At 71.9% G+C, this 21759-nt stretch carries 20 protein-coding genes; 11 read left to right on the top strand and 9 right to left on the bottom strand.

All coding sequences use genetic code 11. The features are described from left to right. Window positions 1-43 precede the first annotated feature (43 nt). Together ACFC09_RS14845 and ACFC09_RS14840 are read left to right on the top strand one after the other, a co-directional pair. Window positions 44-511, top strand: a complete 468-nt coding sequence (locus tag ACFC09_RS14845) for a hypothetical protein (protein WP_376527526.1) — start codon at window positions 44-46, stop codon at window positions 509-511. Then, a complete protein-coding gene (locus ACFC09_RS14840) occupies window positions 511-888 on the top strand; it encodes a fic family toxin-antitoxin system, toxin component (protein WP_376527524.1) in 378 nt (125 codons plus the stop codon). The genes ACFC09_RS14845 and ACFC09_RS14840 overlap by 1 nt, the downstream gene beginning before the upstream one ends. Window positions 889-907: 19 nt before the next feature. On the opposite strand, the gene ACFC09_RS14835 is transcribed toward ACFC09_RS14840, so the two are convergent. The 3 genes from ACFC09_RS14835 to ACFC09_RS14825 form a co-directional block, all read right to left on the bottom strand. Then, a complete protein-coding gene (locus ACFC09_RS14835) occupies window positions 908-1114 on the bottom strand; it encodes a DUF1214 domain-containing protein (RefSeq protein WP_376527518.1) in 207 nt (68 codons plus the stop codon). Next, window positions 1111-1863 (bottom strand): DUF1254 domain-containing protein, encoded by a 753-nt coding sequence (locus ACFC09_RS14830; RefSeq protein ID WP_376527515.1) that lies wholly within the window; start codon window positions 1861-1863, stop codon window positions 1111-1113. Before ACFC09_RS14830 ends, ACFC09_RS14835 begins: the two co-directional genes overlap by 4 nt. Before the next feature lie 96 nt (window positions 1864-1959). Continuing rightward, window positions 1960-3357, bottom strand: coding sequence for a DUF1254 domain-containing protein (locus ACFC09_RS14825; RefSeq protein WP_376527512.1), 1398 nt, complete (start codon window positions 3355-3357; stop codon window positions 1960-1962). A gap of 323 nt (window positions 3358-3680) precedes the next feature. On the opposite strand from ACFC09_RS14825, the gene ACFC09_RS14820 reads away from it, so the two are divergent. From ACFC09_RS14820 to ACFC09_RS14805, 4 genes are all read left to right on the top strand, one after another. Continuing rightward, window positions 3681-4067, top strand: coding sequence for a hypothetical protein (locus ACFC09_RS14820; RefSeq protein WP_376527511.1), 387 nt, complete (start codon window positions 3681-3683; stop codon window positions 4065-4067). 15 nt (window positions 4068-4082) lie between these two features. Beyond that, window positions 4083-6581, top strand: coding sequence for a telomere-associated protein Tap (gene tap / locus ACFC09_RS14815; RefSeq protein ID WP_376527508.1), 2499 nt, complete (start codon window positions 4083-4085; stop codon window positions 6579-6581). A gap of 6 nt (window positions 6582-6587) precedes the next feature. Next, a complete protein-coding gene (gene tpg / locus ACFC09_RS14810; RefSeq protein WP_376527506.1) occupies window positions 6588-7145 on the top strand; it encodes a telomere-protecting terminal protein Tpg in 558 nt (185 codons plus the stop codon). A 414-nt stretch (window positions 7146-7559) separates the two neighbouring features. Beyond that, window positions 7560-8969: an MFS transporter gene (locus ACFC09_RS14805; RefSeq protein WP_376527503.1), complete on the top strand. Its 1410-nt coding sequence runs from the start codon at window positions 7560-7562 to the stop codon at window positions 8967-8969. Here the strand turns inward: ACFC09_RS14805 and ACFC09_RS14800 are convergent. Next, window positions 8917-9495: a TetR/AcrR family transcriptional regulator gene (locus ACFC09_RS14800; RefSeq protein ID WP_376527500.1), complete on the bottom strand. Its 579-nt coding sequence runs from the start codon at window positions 9493-9495 to the stop codon at window positions 8917-8919. The genes ACFC09_RS14805 and ACFC09_RS14800 overlap by 53 nt on opposite strands. Before the next feature lie 79 nt (window positions 9496-9574). Between ACFC09_RS14800 and ACFC09_RS14795 the strand changes: the two genes are divergently transcribed. From ACFC09_RS14795 to ACFC09_RS14785, 3 genes are all read left to right on the top strand, one after another. Then, window positions 9575-10348, top strand: coding sequence for an oxidoreductase (locus ACFC09_RS14795; RefSeq protein ID WP_376527497.1), 774 nt, complete (start codon window positions 9575-9577; stop codon window positions 10346-10348). A gap of 53 nt (window positions 10349-10401) precedes the next feature. Further along, window positions 10402-10770 carry a VOC family protein gene (locus tag ACFC09_RS14790; RefSeq protein ID WP_376527494.1) on the top strand — a complete coding sequence of 123 codons (369 nt, stop codon included), beginning with the start codon at window positions 10402-10404 and terminating at the stop codon, window positions 10768-10770. A gap of 119 nt (window positions 10771-10889) precedes the next feature. Continuing rightward, window positions 10890-12101, top strand: a complete 1212-nt coding sequence (locus tag ACFC09_RS14785) for a hypothetical protein (protein WP_376527491.1) — start codon at window positions 10890-10892, stop codon at window positions 12099-12101. 198 nt (window positions 12102-12299) lie between these two features. Here the strand turns inward: ACFC09_RS14785 and ACFC09_RS14780 are convergent, their stop codons facing one another. Beyond that, window positions 12300-12707, bottom strand: a complete 408-nt coding sequence (locus ACFC09_RS14780) for a MerR family transcriptional regulator (RefSeq protein WP_376527488.1) — start codon at window positions 12705-12707, stop codon at window positions 12300-12302. A 119-nt stretch (window positions 12708-12826) separates the two neighbouring features. Between ACFC09_RS14780 and ACFC09_RS14775 the strand changes: the two genes are divergently transcribed. Together ACFC09_RS14775 and ACFC09_RS14770 are read left to right on the top strand one after the other, a co-directional pair. Beyond that, on the top strand, window positions 12827-13543 hold the full coding sequence (locus tag ACFC09_RS14775; RefSeq protein WP_376527485.1) for an SDR family oxidoreductase: 717 nt from the start codon (window positions 12827-12829) through the stop codon (window positions 13541-13543). Window positions 13544-13817: 274 nt separating this feature from the next. Further along, the gene (locus ACFC09_RS14770) at window positions 13818-14063 is read left to right on the top strand and encodes a hypothetical protein (RefSeq protein WP_376527482.1); all 246 of its coding nucleotides are present in this window, start codon (window positions 13818-13820) and stop codon (window positions 14061-14063) included. Between the two features lie 301 nt (window positions 14064-14364). On the opposite strand, the gene ACFC09_RS14765 is transcribed toward ACFC09_RS14770, so the two are convergent. The 4 genes from ACFC09_RS14765 to ACFC09_RS14750 all read right to left on the bottom strand — a co-directional run bounded on the left by ACFC09_RS14765 (window position 14365) and on the right by ACFC09_RS14750 (window position 21389). Continuing rightward, complete coding sequence (locus ACFC09_RS14765; protein WP_376527479.1) at window positions 14365-15675, bottom strand: xylosidase/arabinosidase; 1311 nt, start codon at window positions 15673-15675, stop codon at window positions 14365-14367. Between the two features lie 181 nt (window positions 15676-15856). Further along, on the bottom strand, window positions 15857-16600 hold the full coding sequence (locus tag ACFC09_RS14760; RefSeq protein ID WP_376527477.1) for an SGNH/GDSL hydrolase family protein: 744 nt from the start codon (window positions 16598-16600) through the stop codon (window positions 15857-15859). A gap of 428 nt (window positions 16601-17028) precedes the next feature. After that, window positions 17029-19029, bottom strand: a complete 2001-nt coding sequence (locus ACFC09_RS14755) for a heparinase II/III family protein (RefSeq protein WP_376527474.1) — start codon at window positions 19027-19029, stop codon at window positions 17029-17031. Beyond that, complete coding sequence (locus ACFC09_RS14750) at window positions 19026-21389, bottom strand: ROK family protein (RefSeq protein WP_376527471.1); 2364 nt, start codon at window positions 21387-21389, stop codon at window positions 19026-19028. The genes ACFC09_RS14755 and ACFC09_RS14750 overlap by 4 nt, the downstream gene beginning before the upstream one ends. Window positions 21390-21759: the final 370 nt, after the last annotated feature.

Below are 21759 nucleotides of genomic sequence, written 5' to 3'. Positions count from 1 at the left end.
GTCGCCGGGCATCCTGCGGGCCGCCGGACGGCTGGTCGGGGGAGTGGCCGCCGCGACTCCGGCGGCCGGTGATCCGGAGTCCGCGGGCTACGAACTGGTGGCCGAGACCGTGGCCAGCCTGCCCCCGCTGATCGAACGCGGCACCATCGCCACCCGGGCGGAGATCGACCCGGACACGCTGCTCGACCGGATGCGTGCGGAGGCCCGTCGCACCGGCGGCGTGTACACCTCCCGTGCAGGTGGTAACACCTGCTACCATCACCGTATGCCGAAGACTCAATGGGGTGCCCGCGTCGACGATTCGGTCAAGGAACTCGCCGCGATCCGGGCGAAGGAGCGCGGTCTGAGCATCGGCGACTACATCGCCGAGCTGGTCCGGGAGGACGTCGCCGGACTGCGCGGGCGCGGCCTGGACGCGGCCCGGACCTTCCTCGACGAGTACCAGAGCGTCTTCGACGAGGCCGAGGAAGCCGACCGGCGGGCGGAGCCCAGGGGGGCGCACGCCGCGTAATGGATCTGCACATCGACGTCCCCTGGATCCTTCAGGTCGCGGAGATCGCCGGCGCCGCGGACCCCGCCCCCGAGGACTACGGCATCCCGGTCGCCGCGGTCGCCTGCCACCGGGCGGAACTGCTCGAACAACGCGTCTACGACGGCGCCTACGAGCGGGCCGCCGCCCTGGTCCACGTACTCGGCCGGTGCCGCTGGCTGGAGCGGTCCAACCTGGCCGTCGCCGCGGCGACGGGTGTGATGTACCTGGAGGCGTCCGGCATCCCGGTCAAACCCGGTTACCACGACGCCGTCGCCCTGCGCGACCTGCTGCGTGACCCCTCCTGCACCGCGGCGCGCATCGCCGCACTGCTGCGCGGCTGGCCGCGCTCCGCCTGACCGGCGGCCCGTCCGGCGGTCAGGTGCCGCCGTGGTCCGGGGTCTTCATGAAGTCGCCGGGTTTGTACTTGCGGTCGAAGAACGCCTGTTCCGGGCCGTACCAGCGGATGAGGGCGAACCAGCCGCGGCCCGGGACGGTCCTGATCCAGTTCCCGGCGCCGTGGGGCGCTTCGGGTCCGGTGTGGATGGTGATCGATCCGTCCTGGTTGAGGGCGATGTCGTTCATGCCGTTGAGGGAGGGGCCTGGATGAAGGCGTCGAGGGTGCGGAAGTAGGACAGATCGCGCGGGTACAGGGCGTCGGCCGGGATGTCGGAGGCGTGCACGAAGCGCATCGGGGCGGCGTCGCCGTGCAGCGGGCGGATGCGGATGCCCTCGATCGCCGCGACACCCGGTGACAGGTCGTCGACCGAGTGGAAGAAGCCGCGCAGCAGGAAGAAGATGCCGTCGGTGCGGCTGCGGTAGACGAAGTGGCCGTCGTACTCGCCTGCTCGCTCCGGCCGATGGCCGTCGGGGACGATGAGGTAGGTGCCGCCCTGCCCCCGGTCGGGGCCGGGCAGGCCGATGTCCCCGCGGTACTGCACGCCGTTGATGACCGGTCCCTCAAGAGGCCGGTGCCAGAAGTCGTCCACCAGGCCCTGGATGCCCGGCGGGGCCTCGACGACGAGCGGACCGGTCCGGCTCAGGTCGGCGAACGCCAGCCCGTAGATCACGTCGCAGTTCGGGGTGGTGATGAGGGTCCTGGGTTTCAGTCGTTTCTCGAACACCGCCACCACCTGGTAGCCGTGGCCGAACTCGGCGCCGAGGCCGTCCCGCATCGCGCACATGTTCACCGTCGGCAGCGCCCACAGGTACGCCTGCACGGCACGCTGGAAGAACAACTCGTCCCGCAGTGTGCGTGCGCTCTCATCCGTGGGGTGCCCGCCGGTGAACGGCAGTGAGGCGAGGTCCTGGTAGTGCTCGACGGCGGACGGCATGGGTGTGCACCTCCGGTGCTGGTGGGAAGCCGGGCAAACCGGGCAGGCGGGGCATGGGCGAGCAGTCGGCACAGGCGGGGGAGAGAGACGGTGGGGTCAGTGCGGTGTTCTGACGACTGCCGGGGGCTGCCAAGTCCCGTCCAGGGCCGCCGGGCCGGGCCAGTACGCGCGCAGGTACAGCGAGAAGCGGCCGGCGGGGGCCGGAAGCCAGTTGGGCAGATCGTCGCGCGCGGGCGGGCGGGCCCCGGCATGCAGGGTCAGGGAGCCGTCGTCGGCCCGGCGCAGGTTCGTGTTCTTGGTGCCCAGCGAGTAGCGGTGCAACTCGTTGGGGTGGAAGAAGTGGTGCTCGTCGTAGAGCGTCACCGACCAGAAGCCCCGCACCGGGGGAAGCGCGTCGGCGGGGAAGGTGAGCGTATAGCTGTGTTCCCCGATGAGAAGTTCCCCGGTGTCGTCCTGGTCCTGATAGAAGTACGCGGTCTCGGAGGGCGGGTTGACGAAGATGTTGGCCTTGCCCATGGCGGTACGGCTGAGGTAGTCGCCGCCGAAGGCCGCGCCGTTGCGCTGGGTGCTCCAGTGGTGGTCGAGAGGCACGCCGATGTTGCGGAACTCGAACAGCTTCCGTACCAGCGTGGCGTCCGCGTCGGCCGCGGTCTCCCGCAGCACCGTGGCTGCCCGAGGGCTGCGGCCGGCCTCGTCCAGGAGCGAGCGGAGCACCCCGTACAGGGCCTCTTCGCCGGGGCGTGGCGGGACCTCGTCCAGGACCACCGGGAGGGTGTCGAAGAAGACGGCCGGGTCCACCCACCGGGTCTCCCGCTGCCCCGTGGTGGCATCCCCCGCCGGGTGGACCGGAGCCTGCGACCAGTCGGTCGTGCGCAGTTCACCGGTGTACTCGTCGAGGGGGTAGGCCATGATCCGGTTCACCAGTGGCTGGATCGCGGCACGGTCCTCTTCGGTGTCGTTCATGAAGACCCGCGGGATGCACGCGGCGATCCGGGTGTCGAACCGGAAGACCGCTTGGACACCGTCCGGCACCAGGCCGTCCCACCCGGTGGGCGCGAGCAGGTAGCAGCCCGGCTTCGTGTCGTACATCGCGCCGAGCCGCGCGAACGCCTCCGTACGCTGGTCGACTGCCTGGTAGACCCAGAACCGGCCGCCGAAGTCCGGGACCTGTACCACCGACGGCCCGCGCCGCGCGTCCAGGATGCCCAGACCGTAGACCACGTCCTGGTTCGGGCAGGCCACGACCCGTTCCTGCGGCAGGATGTAGTCGTGCAGCATCCCCAGCGAGCCCGGCGGGGCGGCCGGGACCACACCGCCCAACAGCCCGGGAGCGGGCACCCGCTCCATGACGGCGAGCCGGTTGTGCATGTTCACCAGTGGCCAGCCCCACAGGTAGGCGACCTGGCCCAGGGCGCGCAGGTACTCACCGGTCATCCGTGACCCCGGGACCGGAGGCGCGAGGCCGGCAGGGTCGGCGGAGGTGAAGGGTGGCATGTGCCGACCATAAGGACGCCGGACCGTCGGCACCCCGCGAGCTACGCCATCCGGCTCCCCCGCACTCACGTTCCGGCCGGTCCCCCGCGCATCCGGGTGTCCGGCGGTTCGGTGGTCGCGCACGGGCACGAACATCCCGACGACGTCTCAGGCGAGCCAACAGGGCCGCAGCGGATTCGCCGGGCGAGTACGTGGGTTCGCCGGGCGAGTACCGGCGACGGGCTCGGTGGCTCAGTGATGCCGTGGTCCTCGCCCCTGCCGTGCAACCGTGCAACCGAACAACAATGCGTTGTCCGGTTGCACGGCGGGGATAGAGTGACGACATGGCTCACGACGCGCAGGACGACGCCCGCGGGCGGCTGTCCGCACTGGAGGACGGGCCCGTCGCCGAGCGGGGCGCGGCCCGCCGGCTGGAGGAGGACGTGGCGCTGCTGGGGCGGCTGCTGACGGCCGCCGCCGGACACCGGCGGCACGACGGCCCGCCCGCCGACGTCACGGTCGACGACATCGGCGCCGGGCTGAGCCTGTTCGAGGACATGCGCGTGGCGCTGGACCGGCTGGAGACGCAGGTGGTCATCGAGGCCCGGCGGCGCAGCATGGACTGGCGGCAGATCGCCCGGCACCAGGGGCTGAACTCCTCCCAGGCCGCGTCGCAGCGCTACCAGCGACTGATGACCCGCCTGGAAGAGATCCGCCAGGGCGTCCGGTAGGGAAGGGGAACACCGGTGACGGACCAGCCGCAGGAGTTGTTCGCCGCGGTCGACTCGCTGCTCGCCGCGGTCGACGGTGGCACCGTGCTGCCCGCCCCGGCCGAGCGGGTCAGGCTGCGTGAGGCGGCCGGGCTGACCGAGGCGGCCGTCGCACAGGCCCTCGGGGTGCGGGTGCCGAGCATCCAGGCGTGGGAGGCGGGCCGCGCCGAGCCCAGGGGCGAGCGCCGCGACGCGTATCGACGGCTCCTCGAAGGGCTCGCCCGGCGCTATCCCGCGCCTTCCGCCACTCCTTCCGCCGAGCCTCCCGCCACTCCTCCTGCCACTCCTTCCGACGCGCTTTCCGACGCGCCTCGCCCCGCGCCGCAGTGGAACACGTATGCGCCGGTGGTCGGCGGGGCCGGGCCGCAGACGGCCGACGGAGCCGTCGCCCGCCCGGCGGCGCGCACCACCGGAACCTCCCCGCACCCCGGGCACTCGGTGGCGGCGGACGCCGTCCCGACGCACTCCGTCCCGCGCCCCGGCGGCGATCCCGCCGCCCCGGGTGCGGCCGACGCCGACCCGGACCCCGCCCGGACGCACGCCACCGCGCCGCACTCCGGCGGGAAGCAGCTTGCCGAGAGGCCCACGGCCCCGGGTTCGGCGGCCGCCGGTTCGGCCGGCTCGCACTCCGCCCGGACGAGGCCCGCGCCGCGTCCCGGTGCGAAGAAGACCGCGGCGAAGTACACGGCGAAGTACACGGAGAAGTACACGGAGAAGGCCGCCGCCCCGGGTGCGGCCGACGCCGATCCGCGGTTCGAGAACGGGCCGCTCGCGGTCGTGGACGCCGACGCGGACGGGAAGGTCGTGGCGTACTGCGTAGGCGGCCTGATCCTGGACGTACCCGCGAAGTCCCTCCCGGCCCTGGTCGACTGGACGCTGAAGGAGGCGCGGCTGGGCCAGCCGAAGCTGTCCGGTCCGGGCAAGGACGCCGACCCCCTGCTCGTGCTCACCGACACCGCGCTCCAGCGCTACGGCCTGCCGGTGACCCTCACCGAGGAGGAACGGCTCGCCGGCCGGCTGCCCGAGAACCACCGGGCCGTCAGGCAACTGGCGCGCGCCGAGTGGAAGTTGACGAAGCGCGGGTTCGGGCCGTGGGCGCGGATCTACCGCCCGGCACGTGGCGCGGAGCGTTCGTGCGTGCAGTTGTGCGTCCCGTCCTGGCACGCGCTGGACGCCCGGCACTGGGACGGCGCCGCCGGGCTTCCGCCGGCCGACCTCGCCCGGCTCCTGGGCGTGTACGCGACGCGGGTCATGACGCCGCGCGGCTCGACCGCGGTGACCGGCCTGGAGCTGATGACGGCCCTGCACCCGCCGACCCGTGCGTCCGAACCGGACGCGGACGGCAAGCGGCACAGCGAGCACAACCCCGGCTCGCTGGGCACGGACCCGGTCGACCCGGCGCCCTGCGAGGTCCCCGACGGCCACCCGCTGCTGGCCGGCCTGCCCCGCTTCCACCGCCGTACCCCGGCGGAGGTCCTGGCGGAGGAGGCGTACGACTGGGCGCGTCCGCTCACCGACGCCGAATGCATGAAGCGGTTCCTGGTCGGCATCGACGTCAACATGGCCTTCGCCGCGGGTGCCAACGGCGTGATCGTCGGTCTCGGCGCGCCGGCACACGTCCGACAGCCGGTCTTCGACGCGAAGCTGCCCGGTTCGTGGCTGGTCGACCTGTCCCACGTCGACCTGTCCCGGGTGAAGGCCGGCAAGGAGTGGGCGGACCTGGACTCGGGCCTGCTGCCCAGCCCGTTCACCCCGTCCGGTGAACGGCCGACGGGACCTGCCTGGTACGCGACGCCGACGGTGGCGTACGCGGTGGAGCTGGGGTTCGACGTCGATCCCGTCGAGGCGTACGTCCGCGAGGAGAACGGCCGTTACCTGGACGCCTGGTACAACCGGCTGCGTGACGCGTACGTGGCGACGATGGCCGACCTCGGGGTGCCGGCCGACGTGCCGCCGGAGGAGTTCCTGAAGGCGATGGACGGCCACAGACTGCGCGACCCGCACCTGGCGGTCGTGGTGGCCGCGGTCAAGGCGACGGTTAAGGGCGGCATCGGCAAGCTGCGCGAGCGGCCCCGCGGCGAGGGCTGGAAGCCGGGGCAGCCGTGGCGGGCCCTGGCACGCCCGACCTGGCGCCCGGACATCCGGGCCGCGGTCATCTCCCGCACCCGGGTCAACATGCACCGCAAGATCGTCAAGCATGCGGCGTTCACCGGCCAGTACCCGGTGGCGGTCCTGTCCGACTGCGCGGTGTACGCCGCCGACGGGCCGGGTCCGCTGGACTTCCTGCCGTACCGGGCGGGCAAACCGCTGCCGGGCGGCTGGCGGCTCGGTGTCTCACCCGGCATGGTCAAGCACGAGGGCACCCAGACCGTGCTGTGGGGCGAGGGGGTCCGGGAGCAGTTCGAGTCACCGGAACTCAATCTCGCCCGGTACATCAAGACCGGCGAGGTCACCACCAAGGACACCGGGGAGTAGACCGCGATGACCATGTTCGGGGACGGCCTGGACCAGGCGGTGCAGCGCTCGTTCACCCGCCCCGTCCCCAAGTCGGCCGGTGCGCAGATGCGTTACCTGGTCAAGCAGCTCAAGGGCACGAGGGCGGTCGCCCGACTGCTGGGGATCTCCCAGCGCACCGTCGAACGGTACGTGAAGAACCAGATCAAGAAGCCGCGCCCGGACCTCGCCGCACGCCTGGAGAACGAGGTGCGGAAGAGGTGGCAGCCGCAGGTCCGGGCGAGGGCGCGGCAGCGGGCGGTGACGACCGACGGCATCGTCATCGACACCCGGGCCCGGATCGGCTACACCGCGCCGATCGGCTCCACCGACGACGCCCGCATCCGGCACCTGACCGTCGCGCTGCCACCGCGGTACGCGGCCCGCCTCTTCGACGCCCAGCAGACCGGTGCCGGCGACCAGCAGTTGCAGCAGATCGCGGCCGAAGGGCTCAAGGAGGTCTACTTCCAGGACAGCGGCCGCCGCGCCGGCAGCCTGGAGGAGGTCCGCTTCACGGATGTGGAGCACGTGGAGTTCGACCTGTAGGGGGTCCTTGCGGTCGCGTACGCCTGAGTCGTGTGAGGCGTCGCGTGCAGGGCCGCATGCTGCGACGGCGTGCAGGGCCGCATGCCGTGGTCTGCTCGGTGAGCGTCCTGGCGAGGCCGTCGCGCGACACTCCGGCGTGAACAGCCGTAGTCCTCCAGCCACTTGCGCGGCCCTTAATCGCCTTTCGCGCCTCGCAGAGCGGGAGGTACTGTTCGCGCAGCGAGGACTCACGAGGAGCGAAGACATGGTCGGTCGTCCGAGCACGCGTTGACGTTCGAGGCCGTGCGCGGCCTGTCATCGCGTGCTGCCCTTGACGCGGCACAGCGAGCCTTCCCTTCCCGCTGCCCGAATGGGCCGGTGCGCCTGTCGTGCGCCGGTTGGCGGGTCTCGTCCTAGGTCGTCCCAGGGGTCCCCGTGCCGTCTTCGTCCACCGCTGTGTCCGATTCCGGTCGGCCTTTTCCGTCAAGCCTGTGGCGGGACGGCGACTTCCGCCGGCTCTGGGTGGGCCAGACCGCCTCCCAACTGGGCGAACACGCGAGTCTGGTGGTTCTGCCGCTCTTCGCCGTCCTGACGCTCGACGCCGGCGCCGGCCAGTTGGGCGCCCTGCGTGCGGTGGGGCAGGCGCCGATCCTGCTGCTGTCCCTCTTCGCCGGCGCGTGGGTGGACAGGTGGCGGACCCGCACGCTGATGGTGCTGTCGGACGCCGGTCGGGCCCTGGCACTGGGCGCCGCCGCCGTGGCCGGCCTCCTCGGTGGGCTCGGCCTGCCGGCGCTGCTCGTGGTCGCCTTCGCCGTCGGGGCCCTGTCCGTGTTCTTCGACGTGGCGTACCAGGCGTCCTCGGTACGGCTGGTGAGACGCGATCAGTTGGTGCGGGCCAACAGCGCGCTCGAAGGCAGTCGGTCCGCTGCGCAGATCGGCGGTCCCGCCCTCGGCGGCGCGTTGGTGTCCGTGCTGTCGGCGCCGGTCGCCGCCGCCTCCGCCGCGGTGTTCTTCGCGCTGTCGTTCCTGTCGATCCGACGGATCGGTCGCCGCGAATCCATCCCGGAACACCCGGAACACCCGGAACACCCGGAACGTGCTCCCCGGGTCTGGCGGCGGATCCACGAGGGCCTCCGTTTCGTCGCCGGCGACACCTCGTTGCGTACCGTGTGCCTCGCGTCAGCCGCCTTCCAGTTCTTCTTCGCGGCGGTGATGACCGTCTATCTGCTGTTCCTGCCGCGGGACCTGCACCTGTCGGGCACCGCCGTCGGGCTGGCGCTCGCGGCGACCGGGCCGGGCGCGCTCCTCGGCTCGCTGCTGGCCGCTCGCCTGCCGGGCCGCTTCGGACACGGCGCTGTGCTCGTGACCGCGGCGGTACTCGGCGACGGCGTGTTCCTGTTCGTGCCCGCACTGCACGGCTCCTCCGCGGTGACCGTTCCCGCGCTTCTCACGGTCAACTTCGTCTTCGGGACCTTCAGCCAACTGGTGAACGTCACGATCATGGCCGTCCGGCAGACCGTCACTCCGGACGGGATGCAGGGCCGCGCGGCCGCGACGATCAACTTCGTCGGCATGGGGCTGACCCCGCTCGGCTCGCTGCTCGGCGGCTTCGTCGCGGAAGCGTGGGGGACACGCACCAGCCTCCTGGTGACGGCCGTCGGCATGCTGCTGTCGCCGGCGCTGATGGCCCTGTCCCCGCTCGCCCGCCTGGGACGGACGCTTCCCGCCCCGCGGCAGACCCCGGTCCCGTCGGCGGCCGTCACCCGCCTCGGCCAAGGGGATCCGCGTCGGCTCAGCCTGCGCTGCCCGCGCCGAACCGCAGGCCGTCGAAGAGGATCGCCGTGATCTGCACGGCTTCGTCCTGCCAGCCCTCCGTGGTGTGCATCCCGCAGATGCCCCCCAGCGCGCGCAGCACCGTGCGGCCGCTGACGTCGCCGCGGATGGTGCCGGCCGCCGTGCCCGCCTTGAGCAGGCGATCGAGGGCCGCTGCCATCTGCGTACGGGCGTCGTCGAAGATCGGTGAGTCCGTCGCCATGATGCTCTCCAGCGCGACCGCCATCCCCTTGCTCACGGCCGCGTGCTCCACGAGCAGCAGCAGGAAGTGCCGCAGTGCCTCGTCCGGGGCGTTCTGGTCGAGGAGCTGCGCGGGTGCGGCGCACAGTTCGTCGGCCTCCTGGCGATAGACCTCCTCGACCAGGGCTTCACGGGTCTCGAAGTGCCGGTAGAGCGTCCCGACCGCCACTCCGGCCCGCCGGGCGATCTCTTCCACGTGGGCGTCGGCCTCGCCGGTGAGGAACGCCTCCCGGGCCGCGGCCAGCAGCGCCTCGCGGTTGCGCCGCGCGTCAGCGCGCAGCGGACGTGACGATGGCAACAGTCCTCCATAAGGTGAATCGGACTCCGTTTATGTATGGTTTCCGGAGTCGGGTTCACCTTACTTGAGGAGCACTTCCATGACGGTTCCGGAAGAGGGGCTCAGCGGCCTCCGTGTGCTGGTCACCGGCGGCAGCCGCGGCCTGGGCGAGGCGACCGCCCGCCGCTTCGCCGCCGCGGGCGCGACGGTGCTGACCGCCTCGCGCAGCACACCTCCGGAGGATCTGCCGGCCACCTTCATCCCCGCGGACCTCGCCACGGAACAAGGAGTGGCGGAGCTCGGCCGACGGGTCCTCGACAGCGTGGGCGGGGTGGACGTCCTGGTCGACAACGCGGGCGCCGCGACCGCCCAGGCGCCGACCCTGGAGCGGTCCGACGAGTCGTGGCGTGCGGACCTGGAGATGAACCTGCTCAGCGCCGTGCGGCTGGACCGGGTTCTGGTCCCGGGGATGGTCGAGCGCGGCTCGGGCGTGGTCGTGCACGTCTCGTCGATCGCGAGCCGTCTGCCGCAGCGCACCGAAGTGTCCTACGCGGCGGCGAAGTCGGCGCTCAACACCTACAGCCGGGAACTGGCGACCGAGGTGGGCGAGCACGGGGTGCGTGTGGTGTGTGTCCTGCCGGGCTTCGTGGCCACCCAGGGCGCCGTCGAGCACCTTCGGCGTGTCGCCGACCGGCAGGGCGTCGGTGTGGCCGAGGTGCGGCAGCAGATCCTGGATCACCTGCAAGTGCCGATGGGCCGGCCCGGCGATCCCGAGGACGTGGCCGAGATGATCGCGTTCCTCGCGTCCAGCCGTGCGAAGTGGCTCACGGGAGCCGAGTTCCGGGTCGACGGCGGCATCATCCCGGTGGTGTGACGTCGATGGCGACGCCGATGTCGATACCGGGCAGGGGAGAACGGAGAACCAGCATGAACGTCAACCTCGGAGCGGTGGTCGTCGACGCTGCGGAACTGGAACCCGAGAGCGCGTTCTGGCACCGGCTGCTGGGCGGCACGATCGCGAAGACCGCGACCCATCACTTCCTGCGGACCGACGGGTTCCCGGTGTTCGTGATCCAACTGGCCGACGGGCAGGTGCCGCCGCGATGGCCGGAGGACGCCTCGCAGCAGATGCACGTCGATCTGACGACGGACGACCTCGTGGCCGCGGACCGGCTGGCGCTTGCGGCAGGTGCGCGTCGGCTGCGGCCCACGGACGACGTCGACCCTGCCGCGCACAAGGGCGGCCGGGTCTATGCCAGCCCGGCCGGACACCCCTTCTGCCTGCGATCGGCCTGAGCCGCATCGCGTACCGGTGCCGGTACCGGTACCGGCACCGGGACCGGTGAGGGTACCGGGCACCGGTTCTTGTGCTCGTACCTGCACCTGCACCTGCACCTGTGCCGGTGCCTGTGCCTGTGCCTGTGCCTGCCGCGGCGCAGGCGGGCGCCCGGCAACTGCTCATCCTCAACGACGGCTTCGGGAAACTGGACGCCTGGGCCGACCTCGCCGGCGCCGCCCCGCTGCCGGTCGCCTCGCTCGGCACCGACGACAGCACCCGGCTGCTCAGCCGGATCAGCAAGCCCGGCCAGGCGACGCTGACAGTGGTGTCCCACCCGCACCCGCGCTACCTGTACGACCTTCTCCAGCACCACGAAGGCGCCGTCCCGCGCGATCCGTCCTACCGCCCCGACACCGGTGAACTGGCGCGGATCGACGAGTCGTTCCGCGACACCCGGCAGTCGGAGGCCCGCGAAGTCCGCGCGGACCTGGCCGTCGGCTCCGACGTCGCGCTGGCCGCCCTGTCGACACCGGTCCCGGCCCAGGGGAGCCTCACCTCGTGGGTCACGGCGGATCCCGGCGCGCGGTGGGCGGCACAGACATCCGTCGCCGACCTCGGCGAGCGTGGCGCGGTCCGCTCGTACGCGCCGCGCAGCGTCACGGCGGAGACCTGGCTGTCTCCCCTCCACCACCCGCGGATGCTCAACGACGGTGCCCACCAGGCTCCCTTCAGGACCGGCGACATCATCAGCACCTCCACGATGGCCGCCTGGGGCGACTCGGGCGGCCACGCGGGCGTGGTGTGGGCCGACGGCGACACCTCGAAGATCTCCCTCTACCAGGGTGACGAACTCCTCGGCGAGGACGCCAACGAACGGATCGTCACCGTGGAGGGACTGTCCCCGCAACCGCGGCCGTACCGGCTCGTCGTGGCGGGCGAGCGGGATCTGCCGGGCAGGCCGTACTCGACGCGGACCCGCACCGAATGGGGATTCACCTCCGGCACCACCGACTGCACCACCCTCGCGCCGCTGCCGCTCATCCAGCTCGACTACGCGGCGGCGACCGACCTGTCCGGCCGGGCGCACCGGCGGACCGAGCTGACCGTCACCGCGTCCCACCTGAAGGGTGCCACCGGCGCCGCCCCGGTCCGCACCGTCGCGGTGGACGTCTCCTACGACGACGGGACCACCTGGCACCCGGCGCCGCTGCACGGCACGGACGGCAGCCGGCGGGCACTGCTCGACGCACCGTCCGGCGCCCGGTACGCGAGTCTGCGCACGACCGCGCGGGACACCGCAGGAAACACCGTGAGCCAGACCCTGATCCGGGCCTTCGGTCTCCAGTAGTCCCCAGTAGTCCCCAGTAAGTCCCCAGTAAGTCCCCAGTAGTCTCCAGTGGTACGGAACACATCTCGCCGGCGGGGACGGCACATGTCACATGTGCCGCCGTCCACCAGGTCGGCACACATACCGGGGCCCTGTTCGCGCGGAACCGCGAACAGAGCCCTGCCCGTACCCCTTGCCCGCACGCCCGCCGTGCGGGGGTCAACCACGCGCCGAGGCGGGTTCCCGCGTCGGCGCCTCGTCGAGCGAGGCCGGACACGACGTGGCATCCGGGTGCGTGGCGAGACCGATCACCAGGTCGAGCCGGCGGCCCGCCTCCTGTAGTTCGGCGGCCTTCTGCTGGATGCGGGCGCGTTCGTCGAGCAGACGTTGCAGCAGTTCGGGGCCGACCTGGCGGGCGTCGACGGCGGGCAGGAAGGCCGCGATCAGGCGACTGCCGAGACCGGCCGTGTAGAGCTGCCGGATGAGTTCCACGCGCCGCACGGCCGACTCCGGGTAGACCCGCTGACCGCTGCTCGTGCGCTCGGGATGCAGCAGGCCCTGCTCCTCGTAGTAGCGCAGCGCACGCGTACTGACCCCGGCTTCGTCGGCCAGCTCTCCGATCCGCATCGTGACTCCTCTCACCGGTGGTGCCGCACTTCTCGACTTGCCCTTGACGTCAACGTCAACTCTTAGCTTAGGCGGCGCGGGGCGGAAGCGACCCGAGCCGCCCGCTGAGAGGAATGATCATGAACATTTCCGGTTCCACCGCGCTCGTGACCGGAGCCAACCGCGGGATCGGCCGGCACTTCGTCGACGAGCTGCTGGCCCGCGGGGCCAGGAAGGTCTATGCCGCCGCTCGCCGCCCCGAGCTGGTCGACACCCTCGACCCGCGGGTCACGCCGCTCCACCTGGACCTGCTGGACGAGAAGTCGATCACGGACGCGGCCGCGGCGGCGCAGGACGTCACGCTGCTGATCAACAACGCCGGCATCGCGACCCGGGCGCGGCTCCTGACCGATGACCTGGACGAGATCAGGCGGGACCTGGAGACACACCTCTTCGGCACGCTCCGGGTCATCCGCGCCTTCGCCCCGCACCTCGCCTCGCACGGCGGCGGAGCGATCGTGAACATCCTGTCCGTACTGTCGTGGGTCGCCACCCCCCAGGGATCGGGCTCCTACTCCGTGGCCAAGGCCGCGGAGTGGAACATGACCAATGGCGTACGGGTGGAACTCGCCGGCCGGAACATCCTCGTCCAGGGGGTGCACCTGGCCGCGGCGGACACCGACATGATGGCCGGGCAGGACGCGCCCAAGATCGACCCGGTCGAGGTCGCACGAGCCGGCCTCGACGGTGTGCAGGCCGGAGCCATCGAGGTGCTGGTCGACGACCCCAGCCGCTTCGTCAAGGCCGCGCTCTCCGGCGACCCCGCACAGCTCTACGGCCCGCCGCCCGCCGGCTGATCTGCCCCGGGTGGCCGCGCGACGCGTGATCGTCCGGTTGAACACCGAGCATGGAACCGTGCTCGGTGTTCAACCCTCTTTCGTATGGTGGGTGTTCACTCGTCAGCTCCGGCCTTTCCATCCGCGGATCCGCCGGGCGCTGTGTGATGGCAGCCATGAGCAGACCTTCCACTCGCTCTGGTTAGATGATGTAACGGGCGCGATTGACTGTCGCGGAGCATGTGTGTTACAACTTCTAACGTACGCAAGGAGCACTAATGAAAGGAGGGCGGCGGTGAGCAGCCATCCCCACGTCCAGGCCGCTCCGCCCGGCGTCGTGGCCCCGCAGCGGCCCGTACTGAAGATCGTCGCCCGCGCCTCGATCTGGAACAACACCCTGCCCAGGGCGCGCCGAGCCCTCTTCTGCGACAGCTGGGCCGGCGGCGGACTCCGCAAGGACCGCTTCCGTGCCCGGCGGCACACCGACCTCGCGGAGATCCTCGCCGCCCTCGGCGTCGTCCTGACCCCCCTGGCCCCCTGAGGGTGCGACCTGCTGACTCCCCCCGACTTCTCGACCCTCCGACCCGCGGGGTCCTCGGACCGGTACTGTCCGGCCGCGTTCCCGTGCCGCCCCGGCACGGCCGGACCTCGAAGCAGGTTCACCCTGACCGGGCGGGCCGCGTGCCGGGAAACCCGGTGACGCTCCCGCACTTCGGCACCGCGAGGGGCGATGCCGGCACTCCGAGGGGCGGCGATGGAAACCACCGCCGCCCCTCGGCCGCCGCCTCAGGCGGCGTACTTTCTTCGTGCCCCGGTGCGCCTCGTCCGGTGGCGTCGGGGGATCAGCCGACCGGCGGGATCGGAACGGTGGTGCCGATGGGGGAGGAGCCGTTGATCATTTTGGTGGCCGCGCCGGCCAGGCGCAGGTAGAAGTTGGACGAGACGTGGGTGCCGTCGGCGTCGAGGGTCAGGAAGTACTGGTTCGCGGGAATCTGCGAGGCGTCCGTCGCGGCCGGTGCGATGGCGGTGGCCTCGTCGTACTCGTCGAACATCGCGATGAAGGCGGAGGTGGTGCCGCAGCGGGCGACGGCGACGGCCTGCTGCCACATGAAGTTCCCCGCCTTGCGCGGGATCTCGTTCTTCGGGGATCCGGCCTTCCAGTTGGACCAGGCGAAGCCCGGGTAGATGACCGGCTGGTACGCCTGTCCGTTCGCCTTGAGCTTGGCCATGTCGTCGTTGAACAGCTGCTGGTCGACGGTGGAGTTGCCGACGTTCCACGGGGAGACCATGTCGAGCGCCGCGTACACGGGGCCGAAGCCGGGCTTGGCGTTGGAGTCGGTGCGCCAGCCGCGCGGCACCCCGCCGATGACGTAGCAGCCCTTGCTCTTGAACCAGTTGATGAGTTGCAGGCAACCGTCCACGGTGCCGGGCCGGTTGCTCACGCCGAGGCCCCACAGGTGGACCACGGGCTTGCCGCCCTCGCGTGTGTACGACGCCGAGTTGGTCAGTCCCAGGGACCCGGTGATGGTGTTCGTCCAGTCGTTCTGGAGCGTCGCGACGAGGTTGGTGTCGCTGAGGCCGCTGATGTCGTACTCGACGTAGAAGCCGCGTCCGTACTTCTGCGCGGCGTCCCGTGCCTTCGACTGGATGTCGTTGCGCTGCTGGAAGCGCGGCTGGTCGGTGGCGACGATGTCGCTGCCGAAACGCTGGAGGGCCGCGCCGTCGATGCCGTACTGCTGCATCCACTTGAAGTGCTGGTCGACCACGGCGGTCGAGTACGAACTGAACAGCTTGGCCGGACTGCCGTTGCCGAGATTCGCATAACCCGTCTGGTACAGGCCCGACGCCGGGTAGAGCGAGATGTCCGGGTACAGCTCGAAGGTCTGGTTGCCCGGGGACGGCGCGGTGCCCGCGGCCCAGTGCGTCCACTTGTTGATGGGGGAGTTGTCACCGGTGCAGGCGAACCAGCCCTGGTAGCCGACGTAGACCTTGCCCTTCACCCCGGCCGCCGCCGCGGTGCGGGAGCCGGCGGCGGCGACGGGCTCCGCGCCGGCCTGGGAGAGGCTGCCCGCCCCGGCCCATACCGCCGTGCCGACGCCTACGGCGCCCGCACCACGCAGGAATGTCCGTCGGGAGTGGTTTCGTTCGCTCATGCGAGTCCTCTGTCTGATCGGACCGGGCGGTCGGGGAGGGGCCCGGCGGAGGCGGTCGGATCCGGGCCGCCGGCCTGATGTCATGGAAGGCCGGGGCCGTCGGACGCCGGGAAGTGTGTGGTGCTGCGGGAAGTGTGCGGTGCCGCGGGAAGTGTGTGGTGCTGCGGGAAGTGTGCGGCGCTCAGCGTGCCGTCGTGTGCCTCGCCCGGAGCGGAGTGAGGGCGGAGGGCACCGCGCGGAGGGCGGCGTACCAGACGGCGGCCATCTTGTCGTAGCCGGCCTTGGTGGGGTGGATGCCGTCCGCGAGGTCGGCGGTGGTGAGCGCGTCGTACATCTTCACCAGGTGGACCCGGGGTCCCTTCGAGGACACCACCGAGGGAAGCTGGGCGTTGTACGCCCTGACCCGGCTTTCGAGGGTGGCGTTGGACTGCGGCGGGACGGTGGCCACGAACAGTTCGCTGCGCGGCTTCGCCGTCCGGATGTGGTCGATCAGCCCGGAGAGACGTCCGGGCGCGTTCGCGATGTCGTAGTTCTGGTTCAGGTCGTTCGTGCCGATGAGCAGCAGGACGGTGCGGGGGTCGCTCTGGGCGAGCCACGTGTCGATGTTCGCGTCGAGCTGGTCGATGCGCCAGCCGGAGTGACCCTCGTGATCGTGGTCGCCGAGTTCGGCCGGGCCGTTGGTCATGGATCCGACGAAGTCGACCGTGTAGCCGCCGGCGGCCAGGAGTTGCCAGAGTCTGACCCGGTAGCCCCCGGGGTAGGGGGTGAATCCATCGGTGATGGAGTCGCCGAGCGGCATGACGCGCACCCCTCCGTTGGACTCGCCGGGGACGGCTGCCGAGGCGGGGGTGCCGTTCAGTAGCAGTCCGGCGGCGACGAGGGCACCACTGACGATCGCTGAGCGTCTGGACAACTGCGCTTGCATGGGGAACTCCTCTGTGGGGGAACGGAGTCGACGGACGTGCGGCGGTACGGCAGGAACGGTCCCCGGGTACGAGGACCGCCGGCCCGGCGCTCCTCCGGCCGGCGCGAGAACATGTGCCGGGCCGGGGTGCCGGTTCCCGGAGCAAGCAAATGGAGCGGGCAGCGTCACGTCAATACTTTCGGACTGCCCGGCCCGCGCGTGCCGTTGACTGGAAACGTTGTTTTCTTCCAGGGACACCGACGTTTCAGGGGTGTGAACTGGCGGCGTCCGCGGCCCGACGGCGTCGTGCGACGCCCCAGGACCGCCGTTCCTCACCGGGTGGGCGGGGCGTAAATACTTTTACAGTCCGGGACAGGTCTTCGGCCGCGTGCGCCGCCGGACGACGGGACAGTCCGCGGCGCGCGACGGGTACGCGTATTGACCGTTCGTCAGGAAGACAGCGGCTGGGCCGTCAGCCGGTGCCGGCCCTCGGCCGCGGGCCGGCGGGCGGTGAGGACCAGCCGGTGGACCGCGGGTCCCCACACCCTGGTGAACGCGGGGTCCGTGAGCGGGACGGTCTCCGTCTCGGCGGTGAACGCGCAGGAGTCCCAGCGCAGGTGGAGTCCGCGTCCGTCCGGCGGGGTGACGACGGCGCCGCCCTCCGGGCCGACCGTCAGACTGCCGCCGACGAGCAGGTGCAGGGCCAGGGAGCCGGGCGGGGTGCGGCACTGCCAGCTGTCGTCGATCTCCACGCGCTCATCGGTGCCGCGCACCAGCCGGACGGTGCGCACCCAGTGCCGCAGACCGGCCTGCGGCGGGTAGGCCGGGGCGATGTCACAGGTCAGCTCGCCCATGGCGGGGCTGTGGCGGGCCGCGACGGACACGGCCCGGAAGCGGGACCCCGGCTGCTGACCGATGCCGTCGACGTGCGGCACGTTGTGGTACTCGCTGGTCATCGACCAGATTCCGTAACGCTCCGCGTTGAACGTCTCCCTGCGGTAGGTGCCCACTCCGGCGTCGATGAGCAGCGGGCGGGCGTCGAGGGCGACGATGAAGGTACCGACGTCGTTGTGGTTGTGGCTCTCGTCGTTGTGGCCGCCCTTGGCCGCCACCAGCAGGCCCCGCGTGGTGCCCGGACGCGCGCGGGAGACCAGGACCTCGGTGTCCGGCAGCCAGGTGTGTTCGGGCAGCGGGGACCGTGCGGACGGTTCCGCGTACCAGTCGGTGTCCAGCAGGGCGTCCGCGACGCGCCGCAGGTCGAACGGCGCACCGGACGCCGGGAGCGCCGCGTCGCCGTCCGCGCGCAGCGCGCGGGCGTGCGCGCTGACCTCCGGCTGACCGGTGCGGCGGCCGTACCGGTACAGCAGCGCGGGCGTCGTCTCGCGTGGCCGGGCCGGGCCGTCCGCGAAGTTGACGGCCCATCCGTCGCCGATCCAGGTGGCCACGGGGTACCGGGCCATGGCGCGGACCAGCGGATGGCGGAAGACGCCGTCGTCGGTGCCCAGCAGCGAGGTGAGGGTCTCCAGACACTCGAAGAGGCTGGCGCCCGCGCGCCACCAGTAGTGCGGCCCTTCGTCGCAGCCGCCGTCCCGCGGGTGCGCGCGGAGATAGTTCTCCAGTCCCTGGAGGATGCGGCACACCAGGGCGGTACGGCGCTGGTCGGACTCCTCGGTCAGCGCGGTGGCCAGCAGCAACTCGGAGTGGATCCATGGGTTCCAGTTGTTGAGCTTGGCTGTCGTGCCGTCGTACCAGCCCCATTCGTCCCGCTCCAGATACGGCCGCAGGACGCGGGCGGAGACCTCCCGGCGCAGCCGTCGGCGCACCAGCGGATCCCGCCGGTCCAGTTCGTCGCCCGCGATGGCGTCCGTGAGGGCGAGCAGGACGGCCGTCCCCGAGGCACCGAGGTCCAGGGTGGGCCGGTCGGGGTCGGGCAGCAACCCGTGCTGCGGGCCGAGGACCCGGAAGTCGTGGGCGGGGAGGGACCACGTCGTCTCCTCGCACAGGGCCCAGACGCCGTCCATCACCTCGTCGGCGAACGCGTCCTTGCGGTCCTCCTCGTGGGCCAGCGCGGTGGCCAGGACGGCCCACCCGAGCCGCGCGCGCCGCGCGAAGGACCCGGCCTGGTACTCGGAGCGGTCGCCGTCGCGGGCGAACCGGGCGAACAACGAGGCGGGAAGCGCGGGCCAGGGCCGGCCGAGCGAGGCCGTGGCCGCCGCCAGGACCCGCTGCCGCGGCCCCTGGCCGACCGCCCGCCACCGGGGGTCCGCCGCCGGCGGTACGGGACTCCACTCCCCGATCCTGGGCATGCGGGCGGCGACCGACGACGGCGGGAACAGCCGGGTCAGGCGCGGATGGCCCGGGTCGCCCAGGTCACCCGGGTCACCCGGGTCACCGTCGGGTTCCGAGGGCGGGGCGGCGGGCGTTGCGGGCATGGGGCGCGGCGAAGTCATCGCGTCGTCTCCCTCGTCGGGGTGGGGTGAAAGAAAGTGGTGAACGGTGCGGTCGTCAGCGGCCGGTGCGGGACTCCGGCGCCGGCCGTCGTGGTCGGGCGGGCCGGAGCGGGTGCGCCGCCGCTGTGTGTGCGCAGACGGGGGGCGAGGGTCGTGTGGAAGACGCCCGCCGCGGCGCCCACGGCGGCCGCGGAGGCACTGAGCGTGGAGTACGTCACCCGTACGGTGCGGACCCGGCGGGCCATCGGGAAACGATTGACCGCGGTGGAAATCTCCGACAGGTACAGCTCGGCGACTTCGGGCGGGACCGCGGGACCGCCGACGATCATCAGGTCGGTGTCGTACAGATCCGTCATGGCGACCGCGCCCCGGGCCACGATCCCCGCCACGTCGCGGATCGCGCCGACGGCGCGGGCGTCGCCCTGCGCCGCCGCCCGGCACACCGCGTCGTACCTGGCGGCGCCGTCCGGCAGGGGGAGCCCCGCCGCCAGGGCCCGCGCGACCACCGCGGACATCGGGGCGCATTCGGGCACCATCTCGGGGCCGCCGTCGGGTGTCACCCGCTTGAGGGCGTAGGCGGTCAGCTCGCCGAACTCACCGGCGTTGCCGGACGCACCGCGGTACACGTCCCCGTTGAGGAACGCCCCGCTGCCCGCCCCCGCTCCGAGATAGAGGTAGACGAAGTCGGTCGCGCTCTCCCCGGCGCCGAGCCACTGCTCGCCGATGGTGGCCGCCGTCGCGTCCTTCTCCAGGAGCACGGGCAGGTTCAGCATCCGGCTCAGCTCGGTACGCAGCGGGACCTCGCCCCAGCCAGCCCACAGCGGCGGGTCGAGGAGGACCCCCGCGTGCACGTCCAGCGGCCCCGGCGCGGCGATCCCGACGCCGAGGAGCTTCGCCCCGATCGGGCCCGCCGTGTCGATGGTCTGTGCCGTCGCCGTCTTCATCCACTCCAGGCACGAGTGCGGGTCGCTCCGCTCCGTGATGTCCAGGGACCGTCTGGCCCGTACGCTGCCGCACAAGTCCACCAGGACAAGGGTGATCTTCTCGGGGTCGACGTGGATGCCGATGGCGCAGGCCGCGTCCGGCCGCAGCATCAGCGGTATCCGCGGCTTGCCCTTGCCCGTCGTGCGGCGCGGTTCCTCCAGCAGGAAGCCGGTGGTGAGCAGGTTGCGGGTGATCCGGGAGACCGCCTGCGGGGTCAGCCCGGTGCGCTCCGCGATCTCGACCCGGCTCAGGGACCTGTTGACCCGGACGGACTCGATCACCAGCTTCTCGTTGAAGGAGCCCAACGCCATCTGGTCGAACGCGCGGTGCACGGGACGCCGGCCGGCCGGTGCCTCCCGCCGGGCCTCGCGCACCCACCGGAACGGCGCGCCCGGCGACCCCTTGGACAGCTCCCGGGCCGCGTCGGCCAGCGAGTCCAGGGCTATGCGTGCCGCGTGCGGATGGTGCTGGAGTTCGAGCTGTGCCATCAGACAGATCGTCGCGACCCAACTCATGGCGGCAGGCGCGGTGTGCTGCCGCACGCCCACCGGCAGCCCGGCGGGAACCGGTGCGTCGCCCCAGGTGATGAGGTGCAGCCGGCGCGCGGCCCAGTGCACGGCGACCGCCGGCGGCAACGCCGGGACGAGCGCTGCCGCGGGCCCGGCCGTCCCGGGCGGCCCTCCTGACGGTGCGCCGGTGCCGAGCGGCGGCCCTCCTGACGGTGCGCCGGTGCCGAGTCGCGGCCCTCTGGCCTGGTCCGTTTCGCCCGGCTGGGTCCGGCGCATGACGGCGGTCAGCGCCGCGTAGCGCATCTGCCGCTCCTCGGCCGTCGCGCCGCCGAACCGCGGCTGGCCCGTGGGCACGGCCTCGGCGATCACCACGAAGGCCGCGCCCTTCGCCGCCGACCCCGCCGCGAGCAACTCCGCACGCCTGCACGGCAGGGGCGGGTCGACCGGCAGCAGCAGGGACACGTCACCGGCACCGGGCCGGATCCGCCAGCGCTGCCACACCTTGCCCAGCGCGGTGTGCGAGAGCCCCAGGTGGTCGGCGAGCGCGCGGGCCGACCAGGTGGCCTGGGGCGCGGGCGGACCGGCCAGCGTCGCGGCGATGACGTCGGCCTCGTCGATACGCGCCGGGCGTCCGCTGCGCGGCCGGTGTTCCAGCCCGGCCAGGCCGTGCGCGGCATAACGCCGCCGCCAGGCCGTCACCGTCGGGCGTGAGATGCCGAGTCTGCGGGCGCTCTGCGAGACGGACAGGCCCGCCGCCGCGTCGTGCACGATTCCGAGCCGGACAACCCGGTCCTTCCTGCCCTCCGCCCACGCACCGAGTTCGGTGAAATCCTCGTCCGTCAGGGTGAGTCGGCTCGATCTACGCATGGCCCTCTCTTACGTCCTCGGAGGTAAAAGTACTTAGTGGCCATTCGGTCCGCCTCGGGTGCCCGTGCGCCAGGACACTCTTGACGCTCGCCGTCGGAACGGCGACCCGCATGAACGCGCTTTCTAAGCCCCCATCTGTACACGGCCGAGAAACGGCTGGCAACAGTCGGCCGGGCATCTTCGCTGAACAGAGCGCTGGCATCGAGTTGTCCAGGTGATTTGCGCAGCCCGATGGTCCAGGTGCGGACGAGCCCGCTCGCGTTTCCGAGGGAAAGGGTTTGCCCATCGTGGCGGCTGGCTGTCACGAGGTGGCACACCCCGACATGAGTAAGCACAATATTGACGGTCGGCAGGGAGATGTCTAATGTTC

Origin of the sequence: Streptomyces sp. NPDC056161 (genome assembly GCF_042268025.1) — a bacterium.
Classification (GTDB): domain Bacteria; phylum Actinomycetota; class Actinomycetes; order Streptomycetales; family Streptomycetaceae; genus Streptomyces.
The sequence above is the reverse complement of the archived record's forward strand: the minus strand, read 5'-3'. Positions and strand labels throughout refer to the sequence as shown.

What these genes read in the sequence shown, in the direction of transcription:
- ACFC09_RS14840 (WP_376527524.1), top strand. Translation starts at nt 511, where the DNA reads ATGGATCTGCACATCGACGTCCCCTGGATCCTTCAGGTCGCGGAGATC.
- ACFC09_RS14835 (WP_376527518.1), bottom strand. Translation starts at nt 1,114, where the DNA reads ATGAACGACATCGCCCTCAACCAGGACGGATCGATCACCATCCACACC.
- ACFC09_RS14830 (WP_376527515.1), bottom strand. Translation starts at nt 1,863, where the DNA reads ATGCCGTCCGCCGTCGAGCACTACCAGGACCTCGCCTCACTGCCGTTC.
- ACFC09_RS14825 (WP_376527512.1), bottom strand. Translation starts at nt 3,357, where the DNA reads ATGCCACCCTTCACCTCCGCCGACCCTGCCGGCCTCGCGCCTCCGGTC.
- ACFC09_RS14820 (WP_376527511.1), top strand. Translation starts at nt 3,681, where the DNA reads ATGGCTCACGACGCGCAGGACGACGCCCGCGGGCGGCTGTCCGCACTG.
- tpg (WP_376527506.1), top strand. Translation starts at nt 6,588, where the DNA reads ATGACCATGTTCGGGGACGGCCTGGACCAGGCGGTGCAGCGCTCGTTC.
- ACFC09_RS14795 (WP_376527497.1), top strand. Translation starts at nt 9,575, where the DNA reads ATGACGGTTCCGGAAGAGGGGCTCAGCGGCCTCCGTGTGCTGGTCACC.
- ACFC09_RS14790 (WP_376527494.1), top strand. Translation starts at nt 10,402, where the DNA reads ATGAACGTCAACCTCGGAGCGGTGGTCGTCGACGCTGCGGAACTGGAA.
- ACFC09_RS14780 (WP_376527488.1), bottom strand. Translation starts at nt 12,707, where the DNA reads ATGCGGATCGGAGAGCTGGCCGACGAAGCCGGGGTCAGTACGCGTGCG.
- ACFC09_RS14775 (WP_376527485.1), top strand. Translation starts at nt 12,827, where the DNA reads ATGAACATTTCCGGTTCCACCGCGCTCGTGACCGGAGCCAACCGCGGG.
- ACFC09_RS14765 (WP_376527479.1), bottom strand. Translation starts at nt 15,675, where the DNA reads ATGAGCGAACGAAACCACTCCCGACGGACATTCCTGCGTGGTGCGGGC.
- ACFC09_RS14760 (WP_376527477.1), bottom strand. Translation starts at nt 16,600, where the DNA reads ATGCAAGCGCAGTTGTCCAGACGCTCAGCGATCGTCAGTGGTGCCCTC.
- ACFC09_RS14755 (WP_376527474.1), bottom strand. Translation starts at nt 19,029, where the DNA reads ATGACTTCGCCGCGCCCCATGCCCGCAACGCCCGCCGCCCCGCCCTCG.
- ACFC09_RS14750 (WP_376527471.1), bottom strand. Translation starts at nt 21,389, where the DNA reads ATGCGTAGATCGAGCCGACTCACCCTGACGGACGAGGATTTCACCGAA.